The 15,985-nt window shown below is 50.0% G+C and carries 12 protein-coding genes and 1 pseudogene; 3 read left to right on the plus strand and 10 right to left on the minus strand.

What is annotated here, in order from left to right; genetic code table 11:
* Positions 1–153: 153 nt before the first annotated feature.
* From E1J53_RS07210 to E1J53_RS07225, 5 genes and pseudogenes are all read right to left on the minus strand, one after another.
* On the minus strand, positions 154–1,560 hold the full coding sequence (locus tag E1J53_RS07210) for a hypothetical protein (RefSeq protein WP_134272467.1): 1,407 nt from the start codon (positions 1,558–1,560) through the stop codon (positions 154–156).
* Between the two features lie 432 nt (positions 1,561–1,992).
* On the minus strand, positions 1,993–2,445 hold the full coding sequence (locus E1J53_RS24630) for a nucleoside deaminase (protein WP_368671738.1): 453 nt from the start codon (positions 2,443–2,445) through the stop codon (positions 1,993–1,995).
* Between the two features lie 291 nt (positions 2,446–2,736).
* Positions 2,737–3,951: pseudogene (locus tag E1J53_RS24635) on the minus strand (transporter substrate-binding domain-containing protein); the annotation flags it as partial.
* Complete coding sequence (locus tag E1J53_RS07220) at positions 3,944–4,273, minus strand: CU044_2847 family protein (RefSeq protein ID WP_134272465.1); 330 nt, start codon at positions 4,271–4,273, stop codon at positions 3,944–3,946. The gene E1J53_RS07220 and the pseudogene E1J53_RS24635, both read right to left, overlap by 8 nt.
* Positions 4,274–4,716: 443 nt before the next feature.
* Positions 4,717–5,937, minus strand: a complete 1,221-nt coding sequence (locus E1J53_RS07225) for a tyrosine-type recombinase/integrase (protein ID WP_134272464.1) — start codon at positions 5,935–5,937, stop codon at positions 4,717–4,719.
* Between the two features lie 313 nt (positions 5,938–6,250).
* Here E1J53_RS07225 and E1J53_RS07230 point away from each other — a divergent pair, with 313 nt between their 5' ends.
* Positions 6,251–6,664, plus strand: coding sequence for a hypothetical protein (locus E1J53_RS07230; RefSeq protein WP_134272463.1), 414 nt, complete (start codon positions 6,251–6,253; stop codon positions 6,662–6,664).
* 232 nt (positions 6,665–6,896) lie between these two features.
* Here the strand turns inward: E1J53_RS07230 and E1J53_RS07235 are convergent, their stop codons facing one another.
* Entirely contained in the window at positions 6,897–7,382 is a 486-nt protein-coding gene (locus E1J53_RS07235) for a hypothetical protein (RefSeq protein WP_134272462.1), read from the minus strand.
* A gap of 251 nt (positions 7,383–7,633) precedes the next feature.
* On the minus strand, positions 7,634–9,283 hold the full coding sequence (locus E1J53_RS07240) for a SulP family inorganic anion transporter (protein WP_134272461.1): 1,650 nt from the start codon (positions 9,281–9,283) through the stop codon (positions 7,634–7,636).
* 552 nt (positions 9,284–9,835) lie between these two features.
* Between E1J53_RS07240 and E1J53_RS07245 the strand changes: the two genes are divergently transcribed.
* Positions 9,836–11,068, plus strand: coding sequence for a DEAD/DEAH box helicase (locus tag E1J53_RS07245; RefSeq protein ID WP_134272460.1), 1,233 nt, complete (start codon positions 9,836–9,838; stop codon positions 11,066–11,068).
* Between the two features lie 492 nt (positions 11,069–11,560).
* Here the strand turns inward: E1J53_RS07245 and E1J53_RS07250 are convergent, their stop codons facing one another.
* Positions 11,561–11,872 (minus strand): hypothetical protein, encoded by a 312-nt coding sequence (locus tag E1J53_RS07250; RefSeq protein ID WP_145913038.1) that lies wholly within the window; start codon positions 11,870–11,872, stop codon positions 11,561–11,563.
* A gap of 57 nt (positions 11,873–11,929) precedes the next feature.
* Here E1J53_RS07250 and E1J53_RS07255 point away from each other — a divergent pair, with 57 nt between their 5' ends.
* Entirely contained in the window at positions 11,930–12,337 is a 408-nt protein-coding gene (locus E1J53_RS07255) for a GxxExxY protein (RefSeq protein WP_134272458.1), read from the plus strand.
* Positions 12,338–12,463: 126 nt separating this feature from the next.
* Here E1J53_RS07255 and E1J53_RS07260 read toward each other — a convergent pair whose 3' ends face one another.
* Positions 12,464–14,776, minus strand: a complete 2,313-nt coding sequence (locus E1J53_RS07260) for a transglycosylase domain-containing protein (RefSeq protein ID WP_134272457.1) — start codon at positions 14,774–14,776, stop codon at positions 12,464–12,466.
* Positions 14,777–14,919: 143 nt separating this feature from the next.
* Complete coding sequence (locus E1J53_RS07265) at positions 14,920–15,816, minus strand: AraC family transcriptional regulator (RefSeq protein WP_134272456.1); 897 nt, start codon at positions 15,814–15,816, stop codon at positions 14,920–14,922.
* Positions 15,817–15,985: the final 169 nt, after the last annotated feature.

Raw genomic sequence — 15,985 nt, forward strand, 5'->3', positions numbered from 1 at the left:
GGTCTTTCACCAAATATTACGAACAACTTTTCCATGGTTCATGAACCGCCGTATACGAGAACCGTACGTACGGTGGTGTGAGAGGGATAAGGAGTCACTATTGGGTGGCTCCTTACCCTACTCGATTCTCTGCATTTTAAATATCTATTCTCTCTAATCCTTTATGAAAATCCGTTTAAAGTCTTTCCAACTTTTAGGCAATTTTTGTTTAGCCCCAAGTTCGATTTCAGCTTCATAGCGAAAAATAAGTAACGGAATAATAAATTTAAACTTGTGCTTCGCTGATATATCACCATCAGATAGAAAAGTATCTAAATCTGCATCTGATTGAGAACCTTTTATTGCTATTGATTTTAAATCCTCAATATTCTGACTGATATCCTTTATTAAAGGCGAACCCTCTTCAAGACGTTCAATTTCGGAGATTAGCTCGTCATGATATTTTTTTTGTTTTTTTGTAAGCTTATCAACAATTGTAATAACTTTCGAAGTTCCATCTTTTAACTCTGTTATGGCTAAATCAAATTGATCTTGCTTACCTGATATTAATTTTAGTTTGCTTGAAACCTCGTTTTGATGAGATAGATTTGAAAGGGATTGAAACAAAGCAGCTTCATTATCTAACCATTTTTTTAGAATATTCATGTACTCTTCTTCATGATTATCATAATCTGATAATAGGGCTTTCTGAGTTACAGAATGCTTTGCTACTATTAAATCATATTCGATTTGGCTTTTATCAATGTTCTGGGCAGCAACTATCTTTCTAAAGTTTATCTTACTAAGTAATAGCTTAGTTTGATGTACTAATACTTCTATAAGTTCAAGCTCGTTCTTCACACGACTTTTAGTTATTCCGGTGTATCGGTTATATTGTTGGTCATATAAGACCAAATCCATAGGAAGTGTAGTTCTAAAATTATTTTTCAATTGATTAAAAACAGGTAGATCAGGAAATGATTGAATCCACTTTTGAAAAACCAAGTACAATTGATTCAAGTTGATATTTTCCTTAACTTCAGATTTCTCTAGCCAAATTAGTAACTCAAGTTTTTGGTCGTCAGACATATTGTAGGTAATTAAACCATCAATGCTAAGAAGTTGATTCAATCCTCTTATAAAAATCGTCAAACCTAAAGGTGGATTACCAAAACTCAAAATAACGTACTCTATATACTCTGTTATTTTTTCAAACCAATCTTCTTTATCAAAAGATTCAGCCATAAAGGCATTCATATAAACTAGTTTACCTACTGACTCGTGCGGTAGATTTATATAGTCATCCTTCGAAAACCAAGACTTATTTCCAATTTTCTTATGGTAATCACAACAATGTGGAAACCGTCGATACCAATTCGTTGCACCTTCAATCATTTTTTTATGAAAGTCACAACAATTCGGATAGTCTTTGGGAAAATCAACATGCTTAGGTATATCTAATTGAAAATTATCGACTCTTACAAATTCATTATCAATTTCAACAAAGTTAAAACCTTGTCTAAGTCGAGACACTATTTCCTTGCCTTTTGCCGAATCATCTATATCTATACTAATTTTCATATTAGAGTAACGCTCAAGTACATTTTGAGTTTGAACTCAATAGCTAAAGTCGACAAGTACAAATATTTATGATTTGAAGTAATTCATATTTTTATCCGTTGCACAGAACGGTAAGGTGCTCTGCGCAGTTTTGAAATTACGGAAATTGTGTCGAGCGAAGCTCGAAAAAAATTTTTGGAATTTGGAAATTGCCGCAGGCATGGTGTTGGCGGAAGGGCGCAGCAGCGCTCTTCCGCTGACTTCATGCGCAGAGCACCTTACCGTTGGAGAGAAGGGCGGAGCGCAGCGGAGACTTTCTCTCCAACGGAAGCGCCGGCGCAGCCGCCGTTCATCTAACTTTTCTGAAAGGTATTATTCTTCACCTTTTCATCAACACCAATATGAAACCAAAAACCTTCAACGGCGGTTGTCGCTGGCGCAGTGTTCTGCGAATTAATATTCTAATTTATCCATTTTTTTACTCCACTCATCAAAGACAATTTTTGCCTCCTCTCCTAAAATTTGGGACATTGGAATTTTTCTAGCATCTCTATCCTTAGCAATTTCCTTGTATATGAAATCATCGTCAAAGCCAATGCTAGCAGCGTTAAACCTATCACAGCCATATACAACTCTATTCGGTCGAGCCCAATAGATAGCGCCTATACACATAGGACATGGCTCACAAGAGGTATAGATTACGCAATCATCTAATTGAAATGTCCCTAACCTTTTACATGCATCACGAATAGCTACCACCTCTGCATGAGCTGTTGGATCATTTATGCTAGTGACCATATTGTTTCCTGAGCCAACAATTTCTCCATTTTTCACTATTACCGCACCGAAGGGTCCTCCATCATTTCTATTCATTCCATTGCGTGCATGCTCTATTGCCATTCGCATAAACGATTTATCAATGTCAGCTTGTGAATCAGGTATATAAATAGGGAGCCCTTCTTCCATCACCCATGGATTTGGAAGTATATGCCGGTTCAGATTATAAATAGATGCCCATTGATCTCGGTCTCTTAAAAATTTCTCTGCTAATTTATGAATATTATCATTTTTCTTAGTAACGTAAACATGCTTATATTCGATACTCTTAAACTTATCGACTAAATGCGAACTGTCGTTCTCGATAAATTCAATATATTTATTGTGAATATACCTCATGAAGTATCGATCACCAAGTACTCTATCTAAAGCCGAATTTACTGCCTCAGTTACCTTCTTATCTTTTGGCAAGCAAATAGCATACCCTACATCTGAATAGGAAAGATGATAGTTAGTGATTTTTAAATCTTGATGATTTTTAAGACTAATACTAGCATATGGATAATCATTGACAATTGCATCAATTTCGCCTTTTTCTAAACATTCAAACCAATTTGGATATGAATAAGCAGTAATTTTCGACTTCGGCAAATACTTCTCACACCACTCTTTAACATATGGCTCATTATAAACGCCTACAGATAAACCATTTACATCCTCGATAGTCTTGTAGTTACTAGACTTTCTTACTACTAAACAAAAATTGGCTTTCAAATACTCTTTAGAAAAATCTAATTTATTACCATATTTATCGCCTGGAATAAAACCACCTACAGCCAAGTCTATTTCTCCCGAAAGAAGTTTGTCCTGTACATTTGAGTAATTGATAACTTTAGGTTTAACAGATTTTTTTAATTCTTGTGCTAGTTTTCTTGCTAGTTCGTAACCAAAACCCATTATTTTATCGTTTTCTCCGTAATAAAACATTGGAGAATCGTACGTGAAGCCTATTGTGATTATTCGCTTTTTTGAAAATTCAATTTGTGCTGAATCATACCTTGAAGAATTACTGTCACTTTCTTTGTTAAATAAAATTGGTACTGATTCCTCTTCTAATCCGTATATAGCAATTGCTGTTTTACCAAATTTAAATGAATCTTCAACTGTATTACCTTTGACAAGTGCATCGTAAAAACCAACGGAAAATTTTATTGAGGCCTCATCAGATATTTCATCTCCCATGCCAATTACGTGATCAACATATTTACCTATATGAAGTATCTGATCTGTCGAGTAACAAGAATTTAAGACTACGCAATTGACTTGTTCCGAAACTAAATCAAAAAGTTGGCCCAATGCTCTAGCGCTAATTGATTTAGGATTACCTAGTTCGTCTTCTAATACTAAACCGCCACCTTCTTCTCCGTGACCACTGAAGTGAACAATATTAGGTTTAAAATCTAAAATAGCTTTTTGAATATCAATAGGCTTTGTAGCCAACATTACCTCAATACTGTAGTCGTTTTTTTCAGATGCACTTATTCCTTCTTTTACTTCACGATATTCCTTACCGTAGTTGATAGAAATATGCCCAGCTGGATTAGAGGTAAAAAATAAAATTTTCGTATTAAACATTTCTTACTTCTTTCGTTTCTTTCGAATTATTTACCCACTTAATCTTAATCGTAAAAGTCGCCTCCGTTGACACCTTAGAAATTATAACACCGCCTTCGGCAGAGAATTTAATTCCTAACTCTAAATCAACTTCAGATGGTGCAATCTGAAATGATTTGATTACATCGTTGAACTCATTACCGATTGTGGATACTTGTCCTAGAACACTATTCAGCGTTTTTGTTGGAATTTTATCACCTCCAGAACGCATAGTCCTTATTCTATCTGCTGGTTCAACATAAATCGTTCCATATTTTGTTTTTAATTCTATCGGATTAGCCATATTTACTATTATTTAGCCTTAATATATGTAATTTTTCGCAGAACGGTAAGGTGCTCTGCGCAGTTTTGAAATTACGGAAATTGTGTCGAGCGAAGCTCGAAAAAAATTTTTGGAATTTGGAAATTGCCGCAGGCATGGTGTTGGCGGAAGGGCGCAGCAGCGCTCTTCCGCTGACTTCATGCGCAGAGCACCTTACCGTTGGAGAGAAGGGCGGAGCGCAGCGGAGACTTTCTCTCCAACGTAGTTGCATCTGCATTGCGCATGCACCAAGTGTCTCTCTTCCTTGAAAAGGCTGTAATTGTAACAACGCAACTTTGTCGGTTAAAAATAGGATAAATACCACGATTTCCTCCCTGTAGTACCTCATAAATTGGCGTTGTTACCGTCGGGGCCACATCCTTGAATTGACGTAGTTAGCTGAAATACACCGGTAACAACGCAACTCAATCGTGGTCATCAGACTCTGATATCCGGTCCAGCAGGGAAACAATCCTGCTCCGCTCCCGACTCGAAACGTGGGTGTAAATCTCGGTAGTCTCACTACTGGCGTGACCCAGTAATTCCTGAATGTGTCGTAAACTCACTCCCTGCTCCAGCAGATGCGTGGCGTAGCTGTGCCTGAGGGTATGGACCGTGGCATAGGGATTAACTCCGCTTTTCTTCACCGCACGTTTGAATAGTGCCTGCACACTACGTACCGAATACTGACCACCCTGCTGGCCTTCAAAAAGCCAGTAATCGGGACGGTATTCCGCATAATAGAGTCTAAGCTCGGACAATAGGCTCTTGGGCAGCGTCGTATACCGGTCTTTCTTCCCCTTTGCGTCGTGCACGAAAATCTGCATCCGATCAGAATTGATATCTACGAGCCGCAAACTGACTACCTCCGAAAGACGCAGTCCTCCACCGTAAATAATTTTTAATATACAACGGTGTTTAAGGTTCTCTACGGCACCGAATAACCGCTCTATTTCCTCCACGCTCAATACCTTGGGTAAGGACCGACGTTTCTTTGGGCGTAACTGATAAAATACCTTTTCCCTGCCTTCAATTTGCTCTAACCAAAACTTCAGTGCATTCAGGAGTTGGTTTTGGGTAGACTCCGAAAAGTTACCCTCTGCCGCACGGGAGATCACGTAAGTACGAATCAATTCATTGTTGACCTCCTCCACCGCATGATGCGGATGGTCCAGGAAAAAACGACGTAAGTAACTCAGATAACTCTTCACCGTCCGCCAACTGTACCGCTGCACCCGCAGCTGCTCTTCGGTGCGGTGTAGGGCCTCCTCCCAGTGTTTGGTCAACGGAGTGGTGGATACCCTCCCGGAAGGCTGCGGTGGCTGGCTCCGCTGATCCACCGTACGTGGCGGGGAACTTCCCCGGCTGCTGGCATACTGGCGGGGACGGTACGACCAATCCAGACAGCCCGGCCCGAAGATGGCTTCGAACTGACGTTGCACCTGCGCGACGGCGCCCCCTTTCTGATCCCTCCTCCCGGCAACTGCGTCAGATACGGGCATCGTCCACGACCGCAGGGTGGAATCAAAGGAAACACCCGGAAGCGCGCGGGTGCGCTCGTAAAAGTTCTCGAGGTAGCCCCGGGGCTTGAAGACCAGCACCTCCCTACCCCGCCAGTGCATGCGGGTGATCCAAATTCGTACCATTTTTACGCCAAAGCACCGGACTATTGGCCACAATAGCCGTTTTTAAACGTTTACTTACGTTTTTATACGGATGTACACGCTTATGGCTGGAAAAGGAGACAACACCCCGGTCATTCTCACGACCCCAAAACACGGCTTCGCCCTCCTTGCGTCGGGACAACTTAAGGGGTTCAGGTGCGGGCAATAAGGGTGCAATCGGGTGCATTGCGGGTAGAAATATACAAGAAAATATTTTATGTATGGGAACTGGTCCGTAGGCGGGTAAACCCCTAATTTAGGGCATCTCTCCGCCCTACCCCAACCTCCGTACCGCATGAAACCGATAGTTAAAGCCCTTATCCTGCTCGCCACGCTCCTCCTCCTGATCTCCTGCGAAAAGGAACGGATGACGGATCCCGAAGTAATCAGCCTCGGCAAGTGGGTGTACGTCTACGAACTCCGGGAAGACGGCACCCGGGACTTCGAAAACCCCTACGCCCTCCTGGAATTTGAGTATTCGGACGGCTTCATCCTGAACGAAGACGGCACCGGCCACAGCATCTGGTACGACAACATCAACGACGATTTCACCTGGCGCCGCAACGGAGGGATCCTCACCTTTGTCGTTGAACACCCCGACGGTACGATCGACGAATACGAATACCACTATTCACCAGAAAGCCCCACCTCCCTGTTCTTCGACACGCCCGAGGGCCGGACGTACCTGATGGAGCTAAAGGAAGATTAGGAAGTGTGTTAGCAGCCCCGGCGGGTGTAATGCAGCGGAATACTCGGCTTAGTCGGTACGGGTGCCAAGCCATCGGGTACTGCCGGTAAATTTCCCCTACGGACACCTGAGGGTAAATCTCTGTGGCTCTAAAATTTCCTGGGCCTTCTGCATCGGAACTTTGCTCTTTCCGAAGACCCCTGCACCTGCACTCCGTTGCCAAAATATAAATACCAATTACGCTTTCTCTTCCCTACTTTTCAATTGATAAGAGCTCAGCCTCCCCGACCAGGAATGGCCCCTCGTGCATCCACCACTTTCTCCCTGCTTCGAGGTGATTTTCCAGTCCTCGGGTCATCACAAAACGGATGTTCACCTCGTATTCCTGGCCCAATTCAAGGTGTTCCGGAGAATTAAAGTCAATCACTCCCATGAATGCTTCAATCATATTCTGCTGATCGTCATACTCAAAGACGTGATTGGGTCGGTATCCATCATAAACGGGTATGCTTCTTCCCCCTTCGTCAGGGGGCAAGAATCTCACTTTTGCCCGCACGCGGATTACGAAGGGGCTATCCTCGACATCCAGATCCGAATAACTGGCGTAAGTGTATTTGTCGTAAGCCATCACGTCGAACACTTTGGACGCACCGGTATCCAGCCATTTCTTGTAAATCAGCTTACCGTTCAAATACAGGTAAAACTCATTGTCATCCGTTAACTCTTGATGAAACTTCATACTGGCATTCGTAAAAAATGAACTAGTCTTTATACCTCAGCCTCCTCATCTGTCTAGCTGACCGGCTTGCACCTGCCCGACCAATCATCGATGGGGCGGGGAGCAAGCCTTGTCCAGAGTTTTCTCCTAAGCCTTAGCCTTAGCCCTCACTTAATCTGACTGTTTCCGCAAATAAGCAAAGCCCCCCTCGACCGGCTTGCGGAGCAAGCCTTATCCAGCGTTTTCCCCTTAGCCTCAGCCTTAGCCTTCTCTTAATCCAACTGCTTCCGCAAATAAGCAAAGCCGCCCTCAATATTCCCAAACGTCGCCTCTTCGGGGATCAGATCCGGGATGACGTCAATGGCCTTAAGCATATCACAGGGCTGATCCTTGAGCCCCACGAGGATGACCTTGACGTTTTGCTCGTGCAGGTCGAACACAATGTCCTCCAGGGTGTACAGGCCCGATTGATCGATGTAGGGCACGCGGTCCATGCGTAAAATCACGGCTTCGATGTCGTCCGGCAAGGATTTAATTTGATCCTTGAAGTAGGAAGTGAACCCGAAAAACAGGGGCCCGTAGAGGTGCTTGATGATGATTTTATCCTTGTACTTATCGTAAAATTCTTTTTCATCCTGCCAGGGTTTGGAGTCTTCCAGATCCGCGATTTTCCCGACTTCCAGCCCCCGTTCACTGATGTCGCCGGATTTCTTCATGAAGAGCAGACAGGCAAGCGCAATGCCAATGCCCACCGCATTAATCAGACTACCGAAAGTGGTGATGAGCAGCACCAAAACCAGCACCACGGCATCCGAGCGGGGCACTTTGGTCAGGTGTTTCAGTCCCTTAAAATCAATAATTTTAAAGCCGATGGGAATCAGCAAACCCGCCAGAACACAGAGGGGGATGTGGGCGGCTAATTTTCCGAGTCCCAGGAGAACCGCCAGCAGAAACAGCCCGTGAATGATGCCCGACAGCCGGGTTCTGCCCCCGGCATTGATGTTGACGACGGTGCCCTTCGTAGCCCCCGCTCCGGGAATCCCCCCGATGGCCGCGGCCAACATATTACCGATACCCTGCCCTATCAGCTCCCGGTTGCTGTTGTGCTTGGTCTTGGTCATGTTGTCCGCAATGACCGAGGTCAGGAGGGAGTCGATACTGCCCAGCACGGCCAGGACCAGGGCGTATTCGATCACCAAACCGTAAACGCTGGGATCCACCTCCAGGATACCGCCCAGTTGTAAGCTGGGCAATCCGGAGGGGATTTCTCCGATCAGGGGCACGTCCATCTTCGCGAAGTAGGCCACCAGGGTGGCGACGATCAGCGCTACCAGGGCGCTCGGAATGGCCTTGGTGATTTTGGGAAAGAACTGATAAACGGCGATGGTAATCCCGCCCAGCAGGAGCGCCTGGACGTTGGCTTCGGAAAACAGCTGCGGAAGGTTTTGGACCACCGCTACGGTAGATTTGGCGGAGCCCAGTCCCGCGAAGGGGAAGATCTGTAGGATCACGATGATCAGCCCTACCCCACTCATGAAACCGGAGATCACGGGATAGGGAAAGTACTTTACGTAATTGGCGATGTTCAAAAAGCCGAAGACGACCTGAAAGGCTCCCCCCAACAGAAAGGTGAGCAGAATAATACTCATCGCATCATCCAGGCTGCCGTTCAGCTGGATGGCCGCCGCCACCAGGGCGGCGGAAACCACCGTCATGGGTCCCGTAGGACCGCTGGCCTGGGTTTCCGTGCCGCCGAAGAGGGCGGCAAAAATTCCCACCGCAATGGCGCCGTAGAGTCCCGCCGTAGCGCCCATCCCCGACTGCACCCCAAAGGCGAGCGCCAGCGGCAGGGCCACGACGCCGGCAACTAATCCCCCCGTGAAGTCGCCTTTTAAATTGGTGAAGTCAAAGAGCTGTTTCATGGTAGTCTGTTTAAGTGGATGAGTCCACAAAGTACTACCGGGAAAGGAAACCTGCCGGGCGGTTTGGGTGGCAATCCCCAATCAGGAGGCCCGCCTTGAACGAAGGGGAACTGATTTCGGAGCACAGGACTACCCTGCGCCCCAATGGATCACATGGCATCCTGGCAGCGCGGGAGGGTCCCGACCTTTTGTCGCGGACGCAGGTGCCAAGTTGTGAGGAGTGAGGCTGGAGGATTCAGGTTCAAGGATCCGGGGAAGTGCAGATCCTTAATCCTTGAACCTCAAGCCTAACCCAAATTCCACTGCACCTGCGCCTCGCTGCATTTTCTTAAAATCTGCGATCCCGACGAGCTGAACGGAACTCGGGACCGCCACATTTTCTTACAATCAGCGATCCCGACGAGCTGAACGACCATCGAAGGTAACTGCGCAGCAAAACTCGGGACCGCCGCAAAAATCGATAACCCAATTTTCCGCATAGTTCAGGGCACGGAGTGCGGGTGCCGTGTTGTCGAGTAATGCCGGCATATTTTCCCTGCCTATCTTTGCCCCGTGAAGTTCAACGACTACCCCCTGGCGCCGGAAATCAAGCGCAGCATCGCCAAACTGGGCTGGAAGCGCCCCACCGACATCCAGTATAAGGCCATTCGCCCCATTCTGAAGGGTGAGGACGTTTTGGCCGTAGCCCAGACCGGCACCGGCAAGACGGCGGCTTTCGCCATTCCCGTGCTGCAGATGATCCACACCCGCAAGGAAAACCAGCGGCGCAAGGACGGTATCAAGTGCCTCGTTATGGCCCCCACCCGCGAGCTGGCCACCCAGCTGGACGAGGTTTTCTCCTCCCTGGCCAGCGGCACCCGCGTCAAGGTCTTCGCCCTCACCGGGGGCGTCGAGCAGGACCCCCAGATCGATCGCCTCACCCGGGGCGTTGACATCCTCATCACCACCCCCGGCCGGATGTTCGATCTCCTCAACCAGCAGGTTCTCCGCCTGGAACGCGTCGAAATCCTCATCATCGACGAGGCCGACCTGATGCTGGACCTCGGCTTCATCAAGGACATCCAGGGCGTTCTCGGTCACCTCGTCAAGCGGCGTCAGACCCTCTTCTTCTCCGCCACCATCGACGAGAAGATCAAAAAGCTCGCTTACAGCCTGGTGAGCAAACCCATCCGAATTCAGATTTCGCCCAAGGACCCCGTCTCCAAGAACGTGGACCACTCCGTTGTCTTCATTGAGATGGACGACAAGCGCTTCTTCCTCGAGCGCTTCATCAAGGAGAACCCCGAAGCGAAACTACTCGTCTTCGTCCGCACCCGCGTCCGCGCCGAGCGCGTCACGAAGGCCATGGAGCGGGTCGGCATCGGTAGTCTTACCCTCCACGGCGACATGGAGCAGGCCGAGCGCGACGCCGCCCTGGAGGCCTTCCGCTCCCGCCAGGAGCGCGTCATGATCGCCACCGACGTCAGTGCCCGTGGCATCGATATCCCCGACGTCACCCACGTCATCAACTACGACCTCCCCGAGCAGGCCGACAACTACGTTCACCGCGTGGGCCGCACCGGCCGCGGCGACCGCCGCGGCGTCGCCTACTCCTTTTGCGCCCCCCAGGAGCACAAGTTACTGGAAGCCATCGAACGCTATACCGGCACCCAGATCAAGATCGTCGAGCTCGACCGCCAGCAGTACAAAGAAACCCTCAACTTCAGTCGCATGGACAACCTCTCCCTCGACGACCTGATGAAGGAAGCCGAGGAGATTATGGGAAAGAAAAAGGGGAAGAAGTGATGGTAGGATAAGGCGGAGAGGGAAACCTACCATTAGGGGATGTACAGCAAGGGAATGACATGGGTGAAATAAGGCCAGTAGAATAGGATGAATGGGACGTCTGGCTCTTTTACCGGCCGAGAGCCTGTTTCCTGGATTGAAGGGATTTGGGCAAGCGGAATATTTTGATTTGATGGATGGGAGGGCATTGATTGTCGGAACGACTTTTTGCTTGTTTTTTGTCAAATAATCGGGCTAGTTCAATAAACTTTGTCCGCCAATCTGAGGGATAGGTGAAATGATAAAACAGGTTGTTATTCCTGGCACGATTACGGCAACTGAGCACGAATCAAGGATTGAGAAAAAAGGCCAGCCGTTGGATTAGTGACAAATGGATTGGCTTATCCAGTAGAATATCTCTGCCAAGGGAAGACCGCTTCACCTGGCCGAAACCAACGTACTAGAGCTCATTGCCAACCAGCACCACATACCAACCACCCATTGCGGCCAATACTACCCCACCAAGAAACCACCATCGGCAGCAAAAACAGAACCTCCACCAACCAGCACCACATCCCAAACATCCCACTGCAGCCAACACCACCCCACCCAAAAAACCGCCATCGGCTGCAAAAACAGAACCTCCACCAACCAACACCAAATCCCATCAATCCCACTGCAGCCAACACCACCCCACCAAAAAACTTTCATCGGCAGCAAAAGCAAAACCTCCACCAACCAACACCAAATCCCATCAATCCCATTGCAGCCGACACCACCCCACCAAAAAACTTTCATCGGCAGCAAAAGCAAAACCTTCGCCAACCAGCATTACACTTTGAAAACATTTTATTACTTTTACCATACACCTAAAACAAAAACATGAAGGACGAACTATCCTACGCGGTCATCGGCAGTGCCATGACCGTGCATTCCACCCTGGGGTTTGGGTATCAGGAAGTAATTTACCAGCGAGCACTGGCCATTGAAATGGCCCGAAGGGACATCGATTTTCAGCGGGAACTGCCCATGCAGATTCATTACGCCGGAGAGCACATTGGCAACCGGCGGGTGGACTTTTTCGTGGAGGGTCGACTCATGCTGGAACTAAAGGCCGTCAGGGAACTCGAAGACATTCACCGGATTCAAATCATGAACTACTGCCAGATGTATGGGCTGCCATCCGGACTGCTCATCAACTTCGGGGCCAGAAAGCTGGAGTTCGAACGCATCTATAACACCAATCTTTCGGATACCGCAATCCATCTGGTTGGCCTAACTCCCGAATAGAATCAGGTCCCGGGCTTCTGGTACCGTTAGCACACCAGTATCGATCAAGCAACGAGCAGCCGACCGGTTAATCACCACTGGCCACTCTTTAAAGTGAAATCCCTGCTTGGCTTTCCGCAAAATTGCTCAGCGGGAAGAGACCACCTCGGGATCGATCCGCTCCCAATTGATCGAGTCCTGTGCCATGAGGGAGTCGGGTTCTGGAGGGTAGAATTGGGGGCAGTAGAATTCCAGGTTAACGCGCGCTGGTGGGGGTGGAAAATTTCTTCCCAGATAAGGCCGGGTTATCGAGTCCCGCTCCATCCGCCGAACGAACTGCGCCCAAATGGGCAATGCCGCCCGGGAGCCGTTCCCCTGCCTTCCGTAGCGGAACCGCACGCCCGTACTGGCGCCGCCCACCCAAGCGCCGGCCGTGAGGCCGGGAGTGCTGCCCACGAACCAACCGTCGGCCATGTTTTGGGTGGTGCCCGTTTTACCCGCTGCGGGAAAGCTCACTCTGTGTTCCCAGCGCAGCCGGGCGCCGGTGCCCTCATCCACTACGTTGCGGAGCATTTTCAGCATTAGCGTGGCTTCCACCTCCGTCAGCGCCTGCTTGGGGCGGCGGCGATGCCGATAGATGACCTCTCCGCTCCGGGTTTCTATCCGGGTGATGAGGTGTGGCGGGGCGTACTGACCGCCGTTTGCGAAGGCGGCGTAGGCCCCCGTCATACTGTACAGACTGGCCGAAGAGGTACCCAGGGCGATGCTCGGCACCGCCTCGTCGTCCAGGGGCACCCCGAGGGAGGCCGCCATCATGGCCACGGGTTGTGCCCCAACCTGCAGGGTCATTTGCACCGCCGCCGTATTGATGGAATTGGTCAGGGCCCCGTGCATGGTGTAGGCGCCACCGTATTCACCGCTAGCGTTTCTTGGCACCCACGCGCCGTCGTCATCCCCGTAAGTTTTGAGCTCATTGTCCAGCTCAAAGCAGGGGCTGTAGCCGGCCCGCAGGGCCGCAGCGTATACGAAAGCCTTGTAGGTAGATCCCGTTTGCCGTCTGCTGGTCACATGATCGTACTGAGAGAAGCCGTAGTCCCGTCCGCCAACCCAGGCCACTACTCCTCCCGTCTGGTGGTCCGTGACCAGAAAACCGGCCCGCAGGTAACGCAGATAGTGGGCAATACTGTCCAGGGGCGTAAAGTTTCCCCGCCGGGGCTCGCCGTTGGGGACCAACAACTCCATGGGATAAGGTTGCTCAAATTCTGCGAGGATCGCCGAACTGTCTTTTCCGGCCCGTATCCCGGACGCCCAGCGATCGCTGGCTAGGATAGCCGCCGTCAGGGTATAATCGGTCGCCCAGGGGGAGCGCCCATTCAGATGGCGCTCGAAGCGCCGCTGATGTTTACTCATGTGCTCCTCCAGGGCCACCTCCGCGTGCTGCTGCACCCGCAGGTCCAGGGTGGTGTAAATGCGCAGATTGTCCGTCAGGATGTTGTAAGGCCTTCCCCACGGACTCGGGATTTCCGCCACAATGTCCCGGGCCACCCGCAACACCTCATTGGTAAAGTGGGGAGCAACTTCCAGGTAACGGATGGGAGCTTGAAAATCGAGGGTAAGTGAGTCTCTTTGAATGGCTACGGCTTCGTCCGGATTGAGGTACCCCTCGGCCATCATCCGTTGCAGGACCAGCTGACTCCGTTTTTCGTTGTTCCCGGGATGGTGAATGGGATCGTAAAGGCTCGTTCCCTTGAGGCTCGCCACCAGGGCCACCGCTTCCTTACGGCTGAGGGCCGCGGGCCGCTTGTTGAACAGTCGCCGACTGGCGGCGGTCACTCCGTAGGAATTGCCGGGAAAGCTGACGGTATTCAGGTAGTGCTCCAGTATTTCTTCTTTGCTCATCACCCGGTGCAGGCGGCGGGCGGCGATCCCCTCGCGCACTTTGTGCAGACAAAGATCCAACACCCTCCCGTACCCCAGCGGCTCCCGACCGTAGACGTTTTTGATGAGTTGCTGATGGAGCGTTGATCCGCCCCCCTGATCCCGGTCACCCCGGACGAGGTTTTTCCATAATACCAGTGCGTAGGCGCGGTAGTCCACCCCAGAATGCTCAAAAAAGCGACTGTCTTCGGTGGCCACCAGGGCCTCGATCAGAAACGGCGGAATGGAATCATAGGGGCAAAGCGTACGATCTTCCACAAAGTACCGCCCGATTTTTTCGCCGTTCCGGTCCAGAGCAACACTGGCTACGTTGTTCTTGATCTCCGTGAGCTCTTCCTTGGTGGGCAGGTGGCCGAAGAAGCCAACGCTGACCAGTAGGAGAAACAGCATCACTCCCAATCCCAGGACGCTGGTTGCGATCCCTCCAATCAACAAACCCCGGCCAAGCCGGGGATGTCGGAACAGGTAATGCTTGATTCGGTCGTACTGCTGTTTCAGCTTCGGGGACAGGTGGCGTAACACTGGGGAGATCGTTTAGCGGTGGATGCAGGGGTGGTGAATGGGAGTACCATTTCAGTTGCAACCCCAACTTTCTCGCTCGTGTTCCCTTTTCCTCGCAGGAAAGAGATTTGTGGCATCCAACTTGCTCGGCCAGCAACCAACCCCTAGTCTCCAAACCGCGCCGAGGCGATGCGCCGCAGCGCAGCGCGGTATTCACTTGGCGTGCGGCCGGTGTGCTTCTTGAAGGCCCGGTTGAACTGACTCAAGGAATTAAAACCGCTCTCGAAGGCCACCTCGGTGATGGTCGCCGAGCTGTCGCCGAGGAGCTTGCAGGCGAAGACAATGCGGAAGTTGGTCAGGTAGGTAACGAAGGTCTTGCCGGTCACTTTTTTGAAGTACCGACAGAAGGCCGGCACGGTCATGTTCGCCACCTTGGAAATTTCCGGGAGGGTAATGTCGCGGCGGAAGTGCTCGGACAGGTACTCCTGCAGCGCATTGAAGCGGTCGTAGCCGTGGGCCTCCACCTGGAGGTGGAAACCGTCGGCGTTGAGGGATTCGACTTCGTCGGACTTAGCGAGCTGCTGAAGGATATCAATGAGCAGCAACATCCGACTGAGGGGATCCAGCTCAATGAGTCGTTCCATACGGGCACCCTGAACCGTCCGGGTGCGGCCGTGGAAACTCAGTCCGTTGAGGGCCCGGTGCAGCAGGTCCTTCACCTCCCGCATCTCGGGAAGGTTAAGGAATTCGTAGTTCGGAAACTGGGGGGCAAACTGCACCACGGTTTCTTTCTCGTTCTGGGTCTGCCGGTCGGTGAAGCCCCAGTGGGGCAGGTTGGAGCCGATGAGGATCAGTTCACCGTCGTGAAAATGAGAAACGTGGCTACCCACGTGCCGGCGGCCGTGGCCGCCGCGGACGTACACCAGTTCCAGTTCCGGGTGATAATGCCAGTTGGGTACTTTATTGCTCCGGACGGACGGATCAGCGTAATGCTTCACCAGAAAGGACGTACCGGGATTGGGCAGTACTGTTTCCAGTACCGGGGATTGCTTAATGTCCATGGTCATTAGGGATAAGTGGGGGAAATAATGACGGGCTAGGAGGTATTAAGGTAACGTTCGGGAGGCATAATCGGTCTAAAGTTGAGGGCATTTTCCCCCGTACTGCGCAGGAATTAACCCCCGGTCAGCAAATATTAACCGTGGAGAAAAAATTGGTCAAAATTTGGCG

It is taken from the genome of Lewinella sp. W8 (assembly GCF_004375085.3).
Lineage (GTDB): Bacteria > Bacteroidota > Bacteroidia > Chitinophagales > Saprospiraceae > Neolewinella.